Annotated in this window: 11 protein-coding genes; 9 read left to right on the forward strand and 2 right to left on the reverse strand. The window is 64.6% G+C overall.

The annotated features are described in order from the left end of the window. Positions 1-83 precede the first annotated feature (83 nt). Genes ESB00_RS11110 through ESB00_RS11150 form a run of 9 tightly spaced genes read left to right on the forward strand, consistent with a single transcriptional unit; the run spans position 84 to position 14,839 of the window. Entirely contained in the window at positions 84-1,979 is a 1,896-nt protein-coding gene (locus tag ESB00_RS11110) for a DUF5060 domain-containing protein (protein WP_129047757.1), read from the forward strand. Beyond that, the gene (locus ESB00_RS11115) at positions 1,976-4,516 is read left to right on the forward strand and encodes a DUF1553 domain-containing protein (protein WP_164976160.1); all 2,541 of its coding nucleotides are present in this window, start codon (positions 1,976-1,978) and stop codon (positions 4,514-4,516) included. The genes ESB00_RS11110 and ESB00_RS11115 overlap by 4 nt, the downstream gene beginning before the upstream one ends. A 3-nt stretch (positions 4,517-4,519) precedes the next feature. After that, positions 4,520-5,989, forward strand: coding sequence for a DUF1501 domain-containing protein (locus ESB00_RS11120; protein ID WP_129047759.1), 1,470 nt, complete (start codon positions 4,520-4,522; stop codon positions 5,987-5,989). Between the two features lie 12 nt (positions 5,990-6,001). After that, entirely contained in the window at positions 6,002-7,192 is a 1,191-nt protein-coding gene (locus tag ESB00_RS11125; protein ID WP_129047760.1) for a hypothetical protein, read from the forward strand. A gap of 52 nt (positions 7,193-7,244) precedes the next feature. Beyond that, entirely contained in the window at positions 7,245-8,306 is a 1,062-nt protein-coding gene (locus ESB00_RS11130) for a TolB-like translocation protein (protein WP_129047761.1), read from the forward strand. Positions 8,307-8,313: 7 nt separating this feature from the next. Then, positions 8,314-9,840, forward strand: a complete 1,527-nt coding sequence (locus ESB00_RS11135) for a nucleoside hydrolase-like domain-containing protein (protein ID WP_129047762.1) — start codon at positions 8,314-8,316, stop codon at positions 9,838-9,840. A gap of 32 nt (positions 9,841-9,872) precedes the next feature. After that, a complete protein-coding gene (locus ESB00_RS11140; RefSeq protein WP_129047763.1) occupies positions 9,873-11,936 on the forward strand; it encodes a fibronectin type III domain-containing protein in 2,064 nt (687 codons plus the stop codon). Positions 11,937-11,959: 23 nt separating this feature from the next. Then, positions 11,960-13,387 carry a sulfatase family protein gene (locus tag ESB00_RS11145; RefSeq protein WP_129047764.1) on the forward strand — a complete coding sequence of 476 codons (1,428 nt, stop codon included), beginning with the start codon at positions 11,960-11,962 and terminating at the stop codon, positions 13,385-13,387. Positions 13,388-13,390: 3 nt separating this feature from the next. Then, positions 13,391-14,839: an arylsulfatase gene (locus tag ESB00_RS11150; protein ID WP_129047765.1), complete on the forward strand. Its 1,449-nt coding sequence runs from the start codon at positions 13,391-13,393 to the stop codon at positions 14,837-14,839. A gap of 135 nt (positions 14,840-14,974) precedes the next feature. Here the strand turns inward: ESB00_RS11150 and ESB00_RS11155 are convergent, their stop codons facing one another. Together ESB00_RS11155 and ESB00_RS11160 are read right to left on the reverse strand one after the other, a co-directional pair. Continuing rightward, the gene (locus ESB00_RS11155) at positions 14,975-16,324 is read right to left on the reverse strand and encodes a DUF1552 domain-containing protein (RefSeq protein WP_218938734.1); all 1,350 of its coding nucleotides are present in this window, start codon (positions 16,322-16,324) and stop codon (positions 14,975-14,977) included. Between the two features lie 22 nt (positions 16,325-16,346). Beyond that, the gene (locus ESB00_RS11160) at positions 16,347-19,133 is read right to left on the reverse strand and encodes a DUF1592 domain-containing protein (RefSeq protein ID WP_129047766.1); all 2,787 of its coding nucleotides are present in this window, start codon (positions 19,131-19,133) and stop codon (positions 16,347-16,349) included. Positions 19,134-19,153: the final 20 nt, after the last annotated feature.

Here is a 19,153-nt window from a genome sequence, read left to right on the forward strand (position 1 = left end):
TCGTCCGAGATGCCGGACCGGCCATTACCCGCCTCACCGACGCCCCCACGTAATTTCCCGCCCAAATTATCCTCATCCTCTTCATGAAACCCCTCCTGCTCCTGTTGTCCTCCTGCCTTTTGCTGGCGTCCGCCCCGACGGTCGCCACCGCCACCCCTGTGAGCGGGGAGCTAAAAACCTGGCACAAGGTCACCCTCGATTTTGCCGGACCTGAAACCAGCGAAACTGACGCCTACAACCCCTTCACACACTACCGCCTCAACGTCACGTTTACCCATGCCGCCAGCGGCCGCACCTTCCTGGTTCCCGGCTACTTCGCCGCCGATGGCAACGCGGGCGAGACTTCCGCCGTGAGTGGCTCCGTCTGGCGCGCCCACTTCGCCCCCGATGCCCCCGGCGAGTGGACTTGGTCTGCCCAGTTCCGCAAGGGTCGCTTCGTCGCCGCCAGCACCATGCTGCTCGCCGGCGAACCCGCCGGTTTCATGGACGGCAAGTCCGGCACCTTCACCATCGCCCCGTCCAACAAGACCGGGCGCGACTTCCGCGCCCACGGACGTCTCCAGCACGACGGCGGCCATTATCTCCGCTTTGCCGGATCCGGCGTCTACTTCCTCAAGCAAGGCCCAGACGCCCCGGAGAATTTCCTCTCCTACGCCGACTTCGATGGCACCTTCCATCAGGACGGCAAGAAGGACAACCTCGTCAAAACCTGGGCGGCCCACCTGCGCGACTGGCAAAACGGCGACCCCATGTGGCAAGGCGGCAAGGGCAAAGCCATGATCGGCGCCCTCAACTACATCGCGAGCAAGGGTCTCAACTCCGTCTCGATGCTCACCATGAACATCGAGGGCGACGACCAGAACGTCTTCCCCTTCACCGACTATCACACCCACGACCGCTACGATGTTTCCAAACTCGACCAGTGGGAGATCGTGTTCACCCACGCCCAACGCCTCGGCCTTTTCCTCCATTTCAAACTCACCGAGATGGAAAGCCAGGGACTCCTCGACCACGGTTCCGTCGGCCTGAAGACCATGGTCTACTACCGCGAAATGCTCGCCCGTTTCGGCCACCACCTCGCTCTCAACTGGAACCTCGGCGAAGAAAACGGCGAATGGGTCACCAACCATCCCACCACCCCCATGAACCCCGACCAACGCCGCGCCATGGTCTCCTGGTTCCGCCGCAACGACCCCTACCAACACCCCATCGTCATCCACAACGGCCTCCCCTTTACCGATCTGCTCGGCCCAGACGTCGGCCTCACCGGCCTTTCCATCCAGATCGACTCCCACTCCTGCAACGAGGTGGTTCAACACTGGCGCCGCCTCTCCGTCGCCGCCGGCCGCCCCTGGATCATCGCCAACGACGAACAAGGCCCGGCCAACTTCGCGCTGCCGCCCGACGACATTGATCCCGCCCACGACCTCTCCCGCCAAGGCTCCCTCTGGGGCGCCCTCCTCGCCGGAGCTTGGGGCAACGAATGGTATTTCGGATACAAAAATCCGCACTCCGACCTCACCTGTCAGGACTGGCGCACCCGCGACAAATTCTGGGACCAGGCCCGGCACGCCTTGGACTTCTTCGGGAAGAACAAAATTCCCTTCTGGCGCATGAACCCTGCCAACGAGCTAATCTCTCATCGCAACGGCTACTGCCTCGCACTCCCCGGCGACACCTACGTCATCTTCCTCAAATCCGGCGGCACCAAAACCATCCTAAACCTCGGCAGCGCCGGCGGCCTCTACACCGGGCTCGGCAAAGAGCGCTTCCTCGGCACCTACGAGATCCGCTGGTTCGACCCCCGCAACGGCGGCGATCCCCGCTCCGGCTCGATCACCACCATCACCAACACCGGCAATACCGGCGAAGATGGCGACGGCGACAACAACGCCCGCCAATTCCTTGGCCAGCCGCCCTCCGACCCGGACCGCGACTGGGTCATCCTCGTGCGCAAACAACACCAAGCCCCCCAGTGAAAGCCGGCAGCGGGTATCCTTCGTCTTCCCGCGTCCGTCTGCGGCCGTCGCATGTTTTCGCTGCGCTCGCGGCGACGCTCGTCGCCGGGGGGGAGGCCAGTGCCACGGACCGTGATCCGGATTTCAGCCGCGAAATCCTCCCGATTCTTTCCGACAATTGCTTTCACTGCCACGGCCCCGACGCCAGCCATCGCAAGGCCAAATTGCGGTTGGACGAGGAGCCGGACGCGAAGGCCCCGCGCCAAGGATACTTCATCATCAAGCCCGGTGACAGCGCCGAGAGCGAGCTCATCAACCGCATCAACTCGTCGTTCGACGACGAGTTGATGCCGCCGGCTGATTCGAACAAGCGCCTCTCCCCCCACCAAAAGGACCTGCTGACACGCTGGGTCGCGAGCGGCGCCCGATGGGGTCGCCATTGGTCATTCACCCCCCTCACTCGTCCGGAAGTGTCCTCGGACGGCCGGTCATCGACCGCGGGGCATCCCGTTGATGCATTCGTGCGCCAGCACCTCGCGGCTGTCCGGCTTGCTCCGGCGGCGGAGGCAAGCCGCTCGGCCCTCATCCGTCGGGTTACCTTGGATCTCACCGGCCTGCCACCCACTCCGGCCGAGGTGGCGGAGTTCCTCGCTGATCGCGAGGCCGGCGCCTTTGAGCGCGTCGTCGACCGACTGCTCGCCTCGCCGGCTTACGGCGAACGCATGGCCTGGGACTGGCTCGAACTCGCCCGCTACGCAGACACCAATGGCTACCGCGGCGATCTGACGCGCACCATGTGGCCCTGGCGGGATTGGGTCGTCAAAGCGTTCAACGAAAACCTCGCCTACGACCGGTTTACCCTCTGGCAGCTCGCGGGGGATCTGCTTCCGCATGCCACCACCGAGCAGATCTTGGCCACCGCATTCCTGCGCAACCATGCCATCAATGGCGAAGCCGGCCGCATCGCGGAGGAAAACCGCATCGACTACGTTCTCGACATGACTGAGACGACGAGCACGGCCTGGCTCGGGCTGACCCTTGGTTGCGCCCGCTGTCACGACCACAAGTTCGATCCCGTCACCCAACGCGACTACTATGCGTTCTCCGCGTTCTTCAACCGCACACCGGTCGACGGCTCCGGAGGCGACCCGCAAACCAAGCCGGTCCTCGATCTCTCAACGACCGCGCAGCGCGCCGAGCTGGCCGCCTGCGAAGACCGGCTCGCACCGCTGCAAGCGGCGGTGGACGAGTTGGAGCTGGCCGTATTTCCTCGTCCGCCCGGCGAGCCTGCCTCCAAATCCCCCGCCGCCCTCGGCTTCAACGGAGAGATCCTGGGCGCGCTCGACAAGGCCGCCCACACCCGCTCCGCCGAGAAGCTCCTCGCCCTCGCCGAGGCCATCGAAGGCGCCCAGCCCGCCTACGCCGCCGCAGTGAGACGGCTGCACGCCGCCGTCGCCGCCCGGGATAAGCTCCTGGGTGCCATGGTCCGGGTGATGATCATGGCCGATGCCCCCAAGCCGCGCCCCGCCCACGTGCTCGATCGCGGCCTTTACAACCGTCCCCTCGCCGAGGTGGCGCCCGGCGTGCCTGTTTTTTTGCCCGGACTTTCGTCCGGGGCACCCGCCAACCGGCTCGACCTGGCCCGCTGGCTGTTCTCCGCGGAGAACCCACTGACGGCCCGGGTCACCGTGAATCGCATCTGGCAGATGTTCTTCGGCGTCGGGCTCGTGAAGACAGTCGAGGATTTCGGGGTTCAGAGCGAAGTCCCGTTGCATGCCGATCTGCTGGACTGGCTCGCCGCCGACTTCCGCGACTCCGGCTGGGACATGAAACACCTCGTGCGCACCATCGTCACCAGCGCGACCTACCGGCAGGATAACCGGCTCACGCCGGAGCTGTTGGATCGGGACCCGGAAAACCGTCATCTCGCCCGCGGCCCCCGGTTTCGCCTGCCTTCATGGATGATCCGCGACCAGGCGCTGGCTGCAAGCGGCTTGCTGGTGCGCACGATGGGGGGTCCCGGCGTTTTCCCTTACCAGCCACCCGGCATCTGGGAGGAATCATCCTTCGGAAAACTACACTATCAGGCCGACACGGGGGAATCCCTCTACCGTCGCAGTCTCTACACCTTTTGGCGGCGGAGCGTCGGGCCCACCGTGTTTTTCGACACCCCCGCGCGCTTCGTCTGCTCTGTGAAGCCCACGCGCACCAACATTCCTCTGCACGCCCTCGCCACGCTGAACGATCCGACCTATGTCGAGGCGGCCCGTGTCCTAGCCGGGCACGCGCTGGCCGCCGGGACTTTGCCGGGAGACCGCCTGCACTTTGTCTTCCAACGACTGCTGTCTCGTTCACCGAGCGCCGCCGAGGCCAGCATTCTGCTCGCCGGACTGGCCCGCCACGAGGCCGCCTTCGCCGCCAGTCCGGAAGATGCGCGGGCGCTCCTCAACGTCGGCGACTGGCGTGCGGCTCTTTCAACCGACCCCGCCGAGCACGCCGCCTGGGCCATGCTCTGCCTGGCTGTGCTCAATCTGGATGAAACCCTCACAAAGAGCTGATCTATGAACCCGATCCACGCCCGCCAGCAGCACCTCTCCCGGCGCCAGTTTATCAGCCACAGCGCCGCCGGGCTCGGCACTGCCGCGCTCGCTTACCTTCTGGCGCGCAACGGGCTCTCCGCTGCTACGGCCGCCCCATCCCAACGCTTCGGAGGACTTCCCGGACTGCCCAACTTCGCCCCGAAGGCCAAGCGCGTGATCCACCTGTTCATGAGCGGCGGCCCCACCCACGTCGATCTATTCGACTGGAAACCGCGTTTGCAGCAGATGCACGGCGAGGTTGTCCCGCCGTCTTACGTCGGGGACAAGATCTTCAGTACCATGACAGGCGAAGCGAACGGCAAGGTGATGCTGGCCCCCATCGAACCTTTCCGTCAGCACGGCCAAAGCGGAGCCTGGGTCAGCAACTTTCTCCCCCACACGGCAAAGATCGTCGACGAGCTGTGTTTCATCAAGTCGCTCCGCACGGATTCGGTAAACCACGCCCCCGCCGTCACGTTCATGCTGACCGGCGCCCAGTTGCCCGGCCGGCCCACCTTGGGCGCCTGGCTGAGCTACGGCCTGGGTTCCGAAACCGAGGAACTGCCGGCCTTCGTCGTGCTGACTTCGGTAAACCATGCCACCACCTGCGGTCAGACCTTCAACGAATTTTATTGGGGCAACGGGTTTCTTCCCTCCCGTTTCCAAGGGGTGAAATTCCGCGGCGGCCGGGAGCCGGTGCTCTACCTGGAGAACGCCCCCGGCATCAGCCCGCGGATGAAGCGCGAGGTCCTGAATGCGATCGCCCAGATCAATTCGCAACAGCACCACCTGCTCGGCGACCCGGAAATCACGACCAGGATCGCCCAATACGAGATGGCGGCACGCATGCAGATGAGCGTGCCGGAGCTGGCTGATTTTTCGGCGGAACCGCCGGAGGTGCTGGCCAGCTACGGCCCCGAGGTTAACCGGCCCGGAAGCTTTGCCCACAACTGCGTGATGGCGCGCCGCCTCATCGAGCGTGGCTCACGCTACATCCAGCTGATGCACGCGGGCTGGGACCAGCACAATTCGGTAACGACCGAACTCTATGACCAGTGTCGCGACACGGACCAACCTTCCGCCGCCCTCGTCAGCGACCTCAAGCGCCTGGGACTACTGGACGACACCCTGGTCATCTGGGGCGGCGAGTTTGGTCGCACGCCTTTCATCCAGGGCAATCTCGGTGAACGCCACCGCTGGGGGCGCGACCACCACCCCTACGCCTTCACCAGCTGGCTCGCCGGCGGAGGAGTTAAGCCGGGCTTTTGCTACGGCGAGACCGACGATCTGGGCTTCAATGTCATCAAGGACCCCGTTCACGTCCACGATTTCCAAGCCACCATCCTGCATCTGCTGGGGCTCGACCACACCCGGCTCACGTTCCGGTTCCAAGGGCGGGATTTCCGTCTCACCGATGTCCACGGCAATGTGGTCCATGACATTATCGCCTGATCCATCACCTTCATGAAGCCACCCCGTCTACCCCTCCTCCGCCTCGCCGCCCTGGCCTGTGCCCTCTTCGGCGACAACGCCCACGCCGCCCAAGGAACGCCCGCCACCGTCGCCTTCACGGTAGCCGCACCGGAGACGGTGATGTCTTCCGCCCGTATGAAGGATCTCGGTATCCGTGAATTCGACACCGGCATCTACCGGATCGCCGAACGCGAGCAGAGCAAGTGGTTCAGCACCTGTTCCAAGGTACCCGAGGGGCAGACACTAGCCGTTGGCACGCTAGACGAACCCTTCGCGCTCGTCGCCGAACGCGGCGTGGAGTTTGTCGGTTTGCCCAACCGCCGCCTCGACCGCGACCAGCCGGGCAACTTCGGCTGGTTCGCTGGCATTCATGATCTCGGCAACGGGCAGGTGCTGGCTTTCATCCACACCGAGGAAAGTGTCGTCGCCCGCGGCGACCAAGGACGGCGCGGCGTCTATTTCCGCTTCGGCCTCGCCTTGTCAGGCGACGGCGGCCGCCACTGGAAGTGGCTCGGCTACATTATGGAACCCAACGCCTCGTTCCGCGACTGGTACACCGGCGCCAAAGGCAATCTCAACGTTGGCTATGCCAACGTGATAGTCCACGACGGCTGGTTCCGCCTCTACTACCGCGACAACCGCGTGGTCGGCGACCGCCTCGAAGACGGCGTGGCCGTCATGCGCGCCCGGGTGGACGACGTTGTCCGCAGCGCGCAGGCAGGACGCGTCGGCGTCTGGCACAAGTACCACGAGGGCGATTGGCGCGAGCCCGGTCTCGGCGGACGCTTCACCCCGCTCAATATCCCCACGCGCGGCTTGATGCACGGCGACGCCGCCTACAACACCTTCCTGGGCCGCTTCATCATCGTCACCCGCGGAAGCAAATGGGAGGACGTGCGCCAGAGCGAACTCCAACTGACCACTTCCGTCGACGGTCTCGTGTGGAGCGACTGGCAGATCCTGTTCCAGGATCCGCATCTCAACGACTATCCCACGATCGTCTCCACGGGCGACGACAACGAGATCACCGGACAGGAATTCTACGTCTATTTTCTCAAGCACCACGACCGCGTGATGCCCGGGAAATTCGGCGAAGTGCGCTTCGACCGTATCAAGGTCCGTCTTGACGACCGCGAACGCTCCGCCGCGGGCACCGCTGTCCCGACGCCAGCCACCCCATGAAACGCGTCCCTCCGCCCCGCATCTTCACGCAAACTCCTATTATTCCCCGTCCATGAAAAACACCCTCCTCCCCCTGACAGCTCTGCTACTCGTCACCGCACCTTACGCGCCCGCCAAAAGCATCAAGGAATTGAAATATCCTCACTTGATGCCGCCCTTCATCACAGCGGTGACGACTTTCGGCGAACGTCCCGACTGGTCGCACGACGGCAAACGCATCGTCTTCCTCGAGAAAACCTGTGGCGACGTCTTCGAGGTCGATCTCGCCACCCGCGAAATCACCCCGCTCACGCATCACTACCCGCACGCCGGTTACACCCGCGCACTCTACCTCGCCAACGGTGACATTCTCCTCTCCGGTGCCCGCTTCTTTGACCCCGCCAATCCCGGCCCCTCGCGGCAGGAAGTGGGCGCCGAGCTCTGGGTGCTGCGCCCCGGCTCCGGCAAACCACCCGTGGCGCTCGGCGCGCATTGCAAGGAAGGCCCCGCCGTCTCCCGCACCCAGATGAAAATCTTCTGGGCCGTGAACAAAGGCCTCGACCTCGCCGACATCGCTTACGACGCCAACGGCATCCCCTCGCTCGTCAACCGACGCACCGTCCTCAAGGAAGTCGACCTGCCCCGCCCCGAGAGCCTCATGGAAGCCCAAAACTTCCGCCCCGGCGCCGAGCACGAACTGATTTTCAACATCTACACCAAACGCGACAACTACCTTTCCGAAACCTACGGCCTCGACCTCAACACCGGCAAGCTCACCGACTACACCAAACTCCCCGACCGTTACAGCGAACCCGAGGGCATTTTCCCCGATGGCCGCTACACGCTCGTTGAGAGCAGCCGCCACCGCCATAACGTGCCCGGCAAGAAAAATTACGACGGTATCGACCACTACATCGTCGCCCTCGACGGCACCGGCGCCACCCAACGCCTCACGTTCTTCAATGATGACCCCGTCTTCAAATGCACGCAGGGCGTCATCTCCGACGACGGCAAATACATGACCTTCCAGCTCTCCAAGACCACCGACGAAACCGGTTACGGCTACGGCGTCATGGTCATGGAAATCGCACCCTACATGGCCAGCCTCGGCCTCAAGATGCCCGGTGCCCGCTGATGTCCTCGTGAAACGGCGCCTTCGCCTTTTGCTGCCCCTCGCGGCAATCTTCGCTGCGACCGTCACTTTCGCCGCCACCTCCGCCGGCGAAGAAACCGCCACCCTGCGCTTCGTCGAAATACCCCGCAGCCGCATCGTCGTCCTCACCGACATGGGCAACGAGGCCGACGACTCGCAGACCATGGTGCGCCTGCTCGTTCACGCCAACCAGTTCGACGTCGAAGGCCTCATCGCTGTGTCGTCGTGCCATCAATACGCCGGCAAAAACGACTCCGACCTGGTCCGCAACGACGTCCAGCCGACGATGATTACCGAGCGCATCCACGCCTACGGGCGCGTGCGCGATAATCTCCTGCTCCACGCTGACGGCTGGCCGACTGTTGAACACCTCCTCAGCCGCACCGGCAGCGGTCCCCGCGAATACGGCATGCTCGGTGTCGGCGACGGCCGCAGCACTGACGGCTCGGAATTGATCGTGCGTGCCCTGACCAACGGCGACCCGAGGCCTCTCTACCTTTGCATCAACGCCGGAGCCAACTGCCTCGCGCAGGCGCTGTGGGATCTCCGCGCCCGGCTCAACGCTGCTGCCTTCGACGCCGCGCTCGCCAAGCTCCGCATCTACGACGACGCCGGCCAGGACGACGCCGGTGCATGGATCGCGCGCAGTTTCCCCCATGTGCGCTACCTCCGCAGCCAGTTGCAGGTTTTTAATCTCATGAACAACGACGGCCCCGTGACTTGGAATCCGTCCGCCGCCTACCCCGGCAAAGGCCAGCACGACTGGGCCCGCGAACACGTTCAGACCAACCACGGCCCGCTCGGCGCCCTCTACCCGCGCCGCGAAAAATGGCAGCAGCCGGAAATCGATCACACTCTCGAAGGCGGCGGCACGAGCACGTGGCTCGGCCACGCCAACCCCGGTCTCTACGTCCCCGAAGAACCGACGTGGGGCGGCTGGGGCGGCCGCTTCGCCACTCAAAAACGGCTCAACGTCCGCGCCGACCAACTCAAGTGGGCGGATCTCGTCGCTACCGAGGAAAAATTCATGCCCTTCGCCATGGTCCCCGAAGCCGCCGACTGCTGGACCGACCCTCAAACCGGCATCCACTACCACGGCATCGGCGTCCCCATCTTCCGCTGGCGCCGCGCCTACCAGAACGAATTCCAGGCCCGCATGGACTGGTGCGTGCAACCCTACGCCCAGGCCAACCATCCTCCCGTCGCCGCGCTCAATGGTGACCGCAGCGAACGCATCGCCCGCGTCGACGCCCTCCCGGGCCAGACTCTCCGCTTCGACGCCTCCGCCTCCTCCGACCCCGATGGCGACACTCTCACATTCCGTTGGTATTTCTACCCCGAAGCCGGCACCCACCTCGGACCGTTGCCGATCATCGAAAGCAACGGACCGCTTGCCCGCTTCACCGTGACGACTCCGCCCCATCGCGGACAGCTGCACCTCATCCTCGAAGTTCAGGACAAAAACTCCGGCGTTCCGCTTACTGCCTATCGCCGCGTCGTGATCGACTGTGACTGAGCTCGCCCCCTCCAAAAGCTTTTCTTCATGCGATGAAGCATTTTTCCTCACTGTTCCTCGCTCTTAGCACGCTGCTGGCCCCCGCCTCAGCCCAGCTCATCAGCTACGACTGGCCCGACGCGACCGGACAGGCGAAGCTCTCCGATAGATACGACGTCTACGTCCGCCTCGGCAACGGCCCCGAGCAAAAGGTTGAGGTTCTCATGTCCGAGGCAATCTATGCCGGCGATTTCCGCGCCACCGAATTGCAGGGCCGCACGTTCTCCTTCGTCAACGTCAGCTACAACCCCGCCGCCGGCTCCGTTCTCACTTTCCGCGTCGTCAAGAAATTCGGCACCGACGCCACATCCATCACGCTCTCGCCGCGCAGCTACGGCTACACTCCCACGTCCACCTCCGGCACGGAAACAACCTTCACCGTCAACGCCGCCAACCGCTACCTCTCGGTCAATTTCATCGCCGCCGACAACCAGACCTCACCGAACCTGTGGATCAAACACATGCTCGGCATCTTCGTCGATCCGACCGAGACCGGCCAGCCCGGCCGCACCGACGCCGGTGTCGTTGTTTACGGCCCCACCGTCAGCCCCGCCAGCCTCGCCGCCGCCTCCACCATCTTCTTCCCGGCCGGCTATCATAACCTGAAAAACTACGCCGGCGGCACCGGTCTCATCAGCAGCGACGGCGTCCTCGCCCTGCAAAACGGCCAAGCGCTTTACCTCGAAGGCGGCGCCTTCGTCGAAGGTATCCTCACTCGCCAAGCTCAGAGCAACTCCAACCAAAAAATCTTCGGCCGCGGACTCCTCACCGGCCGTCAATACACTTGGCACGGCACCCCGGGCTTCTCCGGCACCGACTACGGTCAGCTCGTCCTTATCGGCAACAACAACGCCACCGTCGAGGGCGTCACCATGATGGAGTCCCCCGAGCACGGCATCGTCGGCAACCGCGCCACGATCAAGAACCTGAAATTCCTCGGCTGGCATTCCAACAACGACGCAGTCCGCGTCGGTTCCGGCTCCGAGATCAGTCACAGTTTCCTGCGCGCCGTCGACGACCACTTCTACAACTTCGACATCTGGGTCCACGACTGCGTGCTCTGGGCCGGCCACAACGGCGCCATCCTCACCTACGGTTGGGGTGGAGATGGCGGTAACACCTACAACTCCGGTTCCTCGCTGCTCGAAAACATCGACATTATCCACCCCGAGTGGATCGGCCTCGGCAACAACAACGGACTCGTCGCCGCCCAGATCGGCCTCGACTACCGCCCCTTCGGCTACGGCGGCAACACGCTGACCATTCTGCAAAACATCCGCATCGAGGGCACCATCCCCGGCTTGGTGAACTTGAAACCGCGTTCCAGCAGCAACGGTGTGCCCGGCGCCCAGCAAGTGCCGTTGGCGAACGTCGGCTATCTCGGGGATCTTTTGCTCAGTAACATCACGGTCGACGCCCAATTCGGCAAAGGCCGGATCCGCGGCCAGACCAACGCCGCCTCCAACGGTACCGCCACCTTCCGAGTGAAAAACGTAGAGTTAAACAACGTCACCATCGGTGGCACCACGATCACCGACGCCAACAAGGCCACCTACCTCGACATCGAAACCACCACCACCACAGACATCCGCTTCGGTACCGCCGCCACCCTTCCCTCTGCCCCCGGCGGCTTGGCGGTCGGCACCGCCACAGCATCGAGCATCACACTCTCCTGGACCGACAACGCCAGCAATGAGACCGCCTACCGCGTCCAACGCAGCCCGGCCTCGGCCGGCCCATGGACCGATCTCACCGACCTCGCCGCCAACGCCACCGGCACCACCGTCACCGGACTCAACGACAGCACGACATATTACTTCCGCGTCGCCGCACTGAACACATTCGGCCTGTCTGATTACGCCGGTCCCGTGAGCGGCTCGACAACCGCGACCACGCCGACACTACCGCCACCGTCGCCCCCCACGACTGGCGGTGGTGGTGGCGGAGGAGGAGGCGCCCCCAGCGTCTGGTTCCTCTCCACCCTGAGCCTGTTGGCACTGCGGCGCGTTTCCCAGTCCCGCCGGACCACTAGCCTCATCCCACCCGGCACAACCTGATCCCCCGTCGTCGTCCTCCTGTTATGAACCCACGCCTCGTCTTCATGCCCGTCCTGACTCTCCTCGGACTCCTGATCTTCGCGGCGGTTTCCGCGATTGGCGCCACCGAGCGCCCGCCCAACATCGTAATCATCTTCACCGACGACCAAGGCTACGCCGACCTTGGCTGCTACGGCTCCGAAAGCATCCGCACCCCCCGCCTCGACCGCATGGCCGCCGAGGGTGTCCGCTTCACCAACTTCCACGTTGCCGCCTCCGTCTGCTCCGCCTCGCGCGCGAGTCTGTTGACGGGCCGCTACTCTTCGCGCCACGGCGTGCGCGGCGTCTTCGTCCCCGGCAACAACGGCCTGTCGCCCGGTGAACTCACCCTCGCCGAATTTCTCCGCCCCCGCGGTTACGCCACCGCCTGCATCGGCAAATGGCACCTCGGCGATGCCCCGCAATTCCTACCCACCGCCCAGGGCTTCGACACCTATTTGGGCATCCCCTACAGCAATGACATGTATGTCGGCCCCTCCCAAGCGTGGGCCGACAACGCCACCTTTCGCGATGGCTGGACCCGCGAGCGCGCCCTCGAAGCACAATCCTTCGTGAAAAATAATGTCGCCAACCGCGCCGCCATCGAAGCCAAGGGCCTCCGCGACCTCGTCCCACTCATGGAGGGACAACAGATCGTCGAATTCCCCGCCGACCAAGCATCGCTCACCCGTCGCTACTTCGACCGCGCCCTCGACTTCATCGACCGCGCCTCCGCCGACAAAAAACCCTTCTTCGTCTACCTCACGCCCGCCATGCCGCACGTCCCGCTCTTTGCCTCGTCAGAGTTTCTCGGCCAAAGCCCGCGCGGCCTCTACGGCGACACCGTCGAGGAAATCGATTACCACGTCGGCCGCCTCCTCGATCACCTCGCCGCCCGCGGGCTCGACGAGAACACCCTCGTCCTCTTCGCCTCCGACAACGGCCCCTGGCTCGGCAAAGGCGACGCCACCGGCAGCGCGGGCACTTTCCGCGATGGCAAATTCTCTACCTACGAAGGCGGCCTCCGCGTCCCCGCCATCATCCGCTGGCCCACCCGCATCCCCGCCGGCCAGACCAGCGACGCCCTCGTCTCGACCATTGATCTCTTCCCCACCCTCGCCCGTTTCACCCGCACGCCCCTCCCCGACCGCGCGCTCGACGGCCATGACCTCTCGGCCCATCTGCTCACCCCCTCAGCTCCCTTCGCCTCGCAGCCCTATTTCTGCATGAACGATGGCCAGCCCGTCGGCGTCATCTCCGGCCCATGGAAACTCCTCCCTCATGGCGGCAAGCGAAACCTTTCCCCCGAAACCCCTCCCGAACTTTATAACCTCACTGATGATCCTGGCGAAAAAACCAACCTCGCTTCAGCCCACCCCGAAAAAATCCGCGAGCTTAAAGCTCTCCTCCATATTTTCTCTAACTCCCTCTAATTTATGAATCACCCCTGCTCGCGCCCGCTCGCCGCCTCCCTTTGCTCGCTCCTTCTCTGCCTCGGCGTTTTTTCCCCTCTTCGTGCAGCCGCATCACCCGCCGCCGCGGGCCGCCCCAACATCATCTACATCCTCGCCGACGACCTCGGCCTCGGCGACCTTGGCTCTTACGGCCAAAAAAAACTGAAGACACCACACCTCGACCGGCTCGCCACCGAGGGGATGCGTTTCACCCAACACTACTCCGGCTCCACCGTCTGCGGCCCCTCGCGCTCCAGCCTCCTCGAGGGTCTCCACACCGGCCGCACCTCCGTGCGCGGCAACGGCAAGGGCCAGCAGCTCGACCCTGCGCGTGTCACGCTCCCCGAAGCCCTCAAAGCCGCCGGCTACACCACCGCCATCATCGGGAAATGGGGCGTGGGCGAACCTCTCCCCGTCGACGATCCCCTACGCCACGGCTTCGACCACGCCTACGGCTACGTGAACATGTTTCACGCCCACAATTTTTTCCCCGAGTTTCTCTACCGCAACGGGGTGAAGGAAACGCTCCCCGCCAACGTCCTCGACCCCGCCCACCCCTTCCCTCACCTGCCCGAGGGCACCGGTGTCGCCAAGGTCAAAGGCACCTACGCGCCCCACCTCATCGAGCAGGACGCAATGAACTTCATCGTCACGCACCGCGACCGCCCCTTCTTCCTCTACCTCGCTCTCAACCTCCCGCACAACAACGGCGAAAAAGCCAGGGCCACCGGCGACGGCACTGAAGTCTTCGACCTCGGTGAATTTGCCGACCGCGACTGGCCGTCTGTCGAGCGTAGCTATGCCCGAATGGTGCAGTATGTTGATCTCACCGTCGGCCAGATCATGGCCCGACTGCGCGAGCTCGGCCTCGACGAAAACACCCTCGTCATCTTCGACAGCGACAACGGCGCTTACGGCGGCGGCGGCCACAACGTGGAGTTCTTCGACTCCAACGGCCCTTTCCGCGGCTTTAAACGAGACCTCTACGAAGGCGGCATCCGCGCCCCCATGATCGCCCGCTGGCCCGGCCGCATCCAACCCGGCACCGTGAGCGAACATATCAACGCTGCTTGGGATCTCTTTCCCACCTTTGCCGAAATCGCCGGTGCCCCCGTCCCCGCCGACCTCGACGGCATTTCCTTCCTGCCCACCCTGCTCGGAAAACCCGGACAGAGAAGGCACGACCACCTCTACTGGGAATTCTACGAAGGCGTCGGCTCGCAGGCTGTCCGTGCGGGTGATTGGAAAGCCGTGCGGCTCAACCTCGCCAACGAAAAACCCGAAAAACTCGAGCTCTACAACCTAGCCTCCGATTCCTCTGAAACGCGCGACCTCGCCACCGAGGAGCCTGAGATTGCCGCCCGCCTGCGCGCCCTCATGACCAGCTCACATCGCCCCCACGCTGTCGTCCGCTTCAACAAGTCGCCCTGAGCCGCTCGTGGCTTGGGAACATCCTGCCCCTCCTCTCTCCTTCCCCGGTTCACGGCCCCTAGCGCTGCAATCGCATACTGATCGACGTCCTCGAGCGATAGCCCGGCCATGTGCGGCGATGATCGGAACCGCGCCTCAAACTCCCGCCAGCCGCTCGTCAGCGTCACCGAAGTGGTCGAGCTTCACGTCCATGCGGTCCATCAGGCTCAGGTAGAGACTGCATAGTTTACGATTGTCGTCGCCCGCCCCGGTGTAGTCGAGCACCCGGCCGGTCTTGAGCGTCCGGCCCAAACCGCCGACGGTCACGAGCGGCACCTTGGAGTTGTCGTGCCGCGACCCCGACCACATGTTGGAAAGGAACATGAGGCATGTGTTGTCCAACACCGTGCCGTCCCCCTCGGGCATCTCGTCCAGCCGCTTGGACAGGTAGGCGAGTTGGCTCACATGAAACCGGGTCATGCGCTCGTAGTGGTCCGAGGTGTCGCTGTGCGATGTCTTGTGATGCGGGTCGGGGGCGTTTAGCCAGGGATAATACAACCCCGACAAATCCCGCGCGAGCAGCAGCGAGGCCACGCGGGTCTTGTCCGTCTGGAATCCAAGGGCGATGATGTCGCACATCAGCCGCGTGTGCTCGCGCAGGCCTTCCGGGAGCCCGTTCTCGGGCCGCTGCATCGAGAAGAGGGGCCGGCCGGTGTGCTTGGCACGATCTGCGGCCTTGTCCATGCCGGAGCGCATGCGTTCGATGCCGCGTTCCACCTCGCGCACGCTGGTGAGGTATTCGTCTAGCTTGCCCTTGTCCGCCGCGCTGATGCGGCGGCTCAGTTCCTTGGCCCGGTCGGCGATACGGTCCAGCACGCTGAGGTTGCGCAGGCTTCCACGGTTCTCGAACAGGCTGTCGAAGGCCAGGGCGGGATACAGCTCGTTGGGCACCGGGGAATCCGCGTTGCGCCAGGAGATGTGCGAGCTGTAGGCGTTGGAGAAATTGGTCTCGTGGTAACCCGTCATCGGCTGCTCACAGGCGAGCACCATGCTGGGCTGGACGGTCTCCTGCCCGATGTGGTTGGCCAGAACCTGGTCCATGCTGATGCCACCCTGGATGATCGAGCCCTTGGCGATGGGCGTGCCGGAGAGCAGGTTGCCGGTCTGCGCCGGATGGATGCCTTGTCCCGTGGCCTGACGGTTGAAGAGCCCTTCGATCACGTTGATCTTGTGCTTGAGCGGCTCCAGCGGCTCCAGCGACCGTCCGAGTTCGAGGCCGACGGGCGTCTCCTTCGCCCACCAGTGCGGCGGACAGATGCCGTTGCCCATGAACATCACCCCAAAACGCTTGGGCGCCACGGCCGCCGCGCCCGCCGTCTCGCCGGCAGTGGTGACGAGCGGTCCGGCGAGTGATTCGAGCCAGGGCAGCGCCATGGTCACCCCCACGCCCTTGAGGAACGTGCGGCGGCTAAGGGTGTGGCGGGGGGAAGCGGAACGATGGCTCATGGGGTTCATGACGCGAGGGGGTTCATGGTTCGCGGGGGGTGCCGCGCTTGTGCAAAAACTGGTGACTCGTGACGATGCTCTCGATGACCGCGCTGAAGCGGTGATCGTTGGCCGCCAACCTGGCCTGCATGTCCTCGACCAGCAGATCGTCCGACAGGATCGGGCTGCGGTTCAGGGCGTAGGCCAGGAGCTTCCGGCAAAAGTTCGCCACAAAGTCGTCCTGCCGGTGCGCGCGGATGTGCTCGCGCACGCCCGCCAGCCCCTCGCCATGGCCGCCGTCGGGAAACTCCGCCCGCGTATCCACCGGCCGGCCGGCCATGTCTTTAGTCCGTCGCTCGCCGATGGGGCCAAAACCTTCGAAGACCAGCCCGAAAGAATCGATCCGGGCGTGGCAGGAATAGCAGCTCGGGTCCTCCCGGTGACGCGCCAGCATCTCCCGCAAGGGCAGATCACTCTCCGCCTCGCTGCTGGGCAGCACCGGCACATCGGCCGGCGGCGGTGGCACGCGTTCTCCGAGCAGGTTCTTCACCACCCAGTTCCCTCGCTTAACCGGGCTCGTGCGCAACCCGGGCGCGTGCAGTGTCAGGAAGGCCGCCATCGGCAGCAGTCCTCCCCTCTCCTGCCGGTAGGCCTCGGGCGCGTGACTCCACCCGTCCGCACCGGCCGGCCCGGGCGTAATCCCATAATGGGCCGCCAGCACTGAGTTCACGAACGTGTCCCCCGCATGCAGGAAATCCAGGATCGACCGGTCGCGCTGGAACACATCGAGCATGAACCGCACCGGCTCCTCATACATCGCCTGCCGCAACTCGGGCGTGAACGTCGTGAAGTGCGCCAGGTCCACCGTCGCGATCTCCTCGAAGCGGCGGAATTCTAGCCAGTTTCCGCCAAACTCCACCGCCAGCGCCCGGGCGCGCGGATCGCGCAGCATCCGCCGGGCCTCGGCGGCGATGACCTCTGGCCGCCTGAGTTCCCCCGCGGCGGCCCGCGCGAGCAACGCCTCGTCCGGCATGCTCGACCACAGGAAATAGCTCAGCCGGCTGGCCAGGGCATGATCGGAATACGGTTCGATCCCCGGTCCCTCCGCCAGCAGGTCGAGGCGGTAATTCATATCCGGCGCCACCAGCACGGCCGTGACACACTCCCGGATCGCCTCCTCATGGGTTAGCCCTTCCTGCCGGGTCGTCCGGTAAAAGGCCAGCGTGACCTCCCGCTCGGCAGGCGACAGGGGACGTCGGTAGGCCCGCTCCGTGAATTTCAGCAGGGCATCCAGGTGCGCGAGCTCAGCCGCGATGCGGGCCGCCTCCACCGCCCGGATCGTGGCGTTGGTGACGTTGAAAAAGTTACTGATCGCCGCGCTGACCAGTTCGCTTTTTCCCTCCGTCAGGTCGATAAGCCGCGCCTGCATTCGCCGGATCTCGGTCTCCGAAACGGTGTCGGTGGCCGCGGCCGGCGGTTCAATGTCCTTCACGTCCGCATCGGGATTCGCCGCGGTCATGCTCTTGTTGCCGGCGTTCTGCCGCAACGTGCGCAGCGTCGCGTTGGCGACAAACTCGCTATCCCACCACAGGGCGTCGAGCTCCGCCTGGCCCGCCTCGTCGAGGATCAGTTCATAAAGCGGTTGGTCATCCCGGAAATAACCGAGGCGGCTGTGCACGCCCGAACTCAGGTAGCGCCCCGTGTCCTTCTTGGTTTCGAAATAATTGCGACCCCGCTCGGCCTTGTAGAACAGGTCGGGAAACACGCTGCTGAACCGGGCGAACGCCGCCTCGTAACGCGCGCGCTGCCCGGCCGGCACGTGCAGGTCGGGATCACCGGGCAGGTTCTCGATCAGGGGCGTCTTGCCGGGACCAAAGGGATTCTTGGTGCCCGGCTCGACCACCGGCTCGCTGTACGGCCGGGCCTCGCCCTCCACCTGCAGTTGGGCGCGGTCATAGGACCGCCGGTGCGTGGCATACTGCACGTTCTTCCAGATCAGAAGCGGATAGCTGTCCGCCGCGATCTTGCCGGCCTCAAGGTTGAGAAACCGATGTTCAATCTTGCTGCGCACGCGCACGACGTAGTCCCGCATCGCCTCGCAACCCACCCGAACCGCCTCCGGGCCGGCCATGCCGGGCGCGGGCAGTTGCCGCCAACGCTCCCGCAAACCGGCCAGCGGTCCAACTTCATCCAGTTCCTCTTCCATCAGCGCGTGAACGGTGGAGAGATACTTCGCGCTCACCCCCTGCTCCCGCGCCACGTCGGCCAGCGTCGCCGCCGGCTTTCCGAACGCGGCCCGGTGCCGGAAATGCCAGGCGGCGGAAAAATAGGCGGCCAGATCCGTGTTCTGGCGGCGGTAGAAATCAATGATCCGATGAACCCAGAACTTGTCGCGGTCCGTGTCGGCGAGCATCGGAAAGGGCGCGAAGGCAAAGCCGTCGGGCTGCAGATACAGGTGGCTCGCCACATCGCGCGCGGCCGCCAGATACTTCCGCAGCAGGGTTGGTGACATGATCAGGGTCTCGCCCGAGTTGTCGAAACCCGCCGTGTTCGCCGGGTCGATCGGGAACTCCTTCGTCGGCCGGAGATCGACTGCCGTGAGGTCACGCACCGTGTAGTCATACTCCCGGTTGCTCAGTCGCCGCGGCAGCACGATCCCCGGGTCGCCGGCGCTTTTCGCGGCCTCCGCCTGGAAGGCATCCTTGATCCACGCGAGCACCGCCGCCCGCTCCACCAGCGTGGGCAGCCGCTCCGCATCGTCCGGCGGCATGTCGCCGTCCTCCAGCATCTCCCGCACCAACCGCCAATGCCCGTGGTCCGCCAGGGCCAATGCCCCGGTGGTGTAGGGCT

The sequence above is a fragment of the Oleiharenicola lentus genome (genome assembly GCF_004118375.1).
Lineage (GTDB): Bacteria > Verrucomicrobiota > Verrucomicrobiia > Opitutales > Opitutaceae > Lacunisphaera > Lacunisphaera lenta.

Bases quoted from the DNA above. Each gene is read 5' to 3' on its own strand.
- ESB00_RS11110 (WP_129047757.1), top strand. From the start codon at position 84: ATGAAACCCCTCCTGCTCCTGTTGTCCTCCTGCCTTTTGCTGGCGTCC.
- ESB00_RS11120 (WP_129047759.1), top strand. From the start codon at position 4,520: ATGAACCCGATCCACGCCCGCCAGCAGCACCTCTCCCGGCGCCAGTTT.
- ESB00_RS11125 (WP_129047760.1), top strand. From the start codon at position 6,002: ATGAAGCCACCCCGTCTACCCCTCCTCCGCCTCGCCGCCCTGGCCTGT.
- ESB00_RS11130 (WP_129047761.1), top strand. From the start codon at position 7,245: ATGAAAAACACCCTCCTCCCCCTGACAGCTCTGCTACTCGTCACCGCA.
- ESB00_RS11140 (WP_129047763.1), top strand. From the start codon at position 9,873: ATGAAGCATTTTTCCTCACTGTTCCTCGCTCTTAGCACGCTGCTGGCC.
- ESB00_RS11145 (WP_129047764.1), top strand. From the start codon at position 11,960: ATGAACCCACGCCTCGTCTTCATGCCCGTCCTGACTCTCCTCGGACTC.
- ESB00_RS11150 (WP_129047765.1), top strand. From the start codon at position 13,391: ATGAATCACCCCTGCTCGCGCCCGCTCGCCGCCTCCCTTTGCTCGCTC.
- ESB00_RS11155 (WP_218938734.1), bottom strand. From the start codon at position 16,324: ATGAGCCATCGTTCCGCTTCCCCCCGCCACACCCTTAGCCGCCGCACG.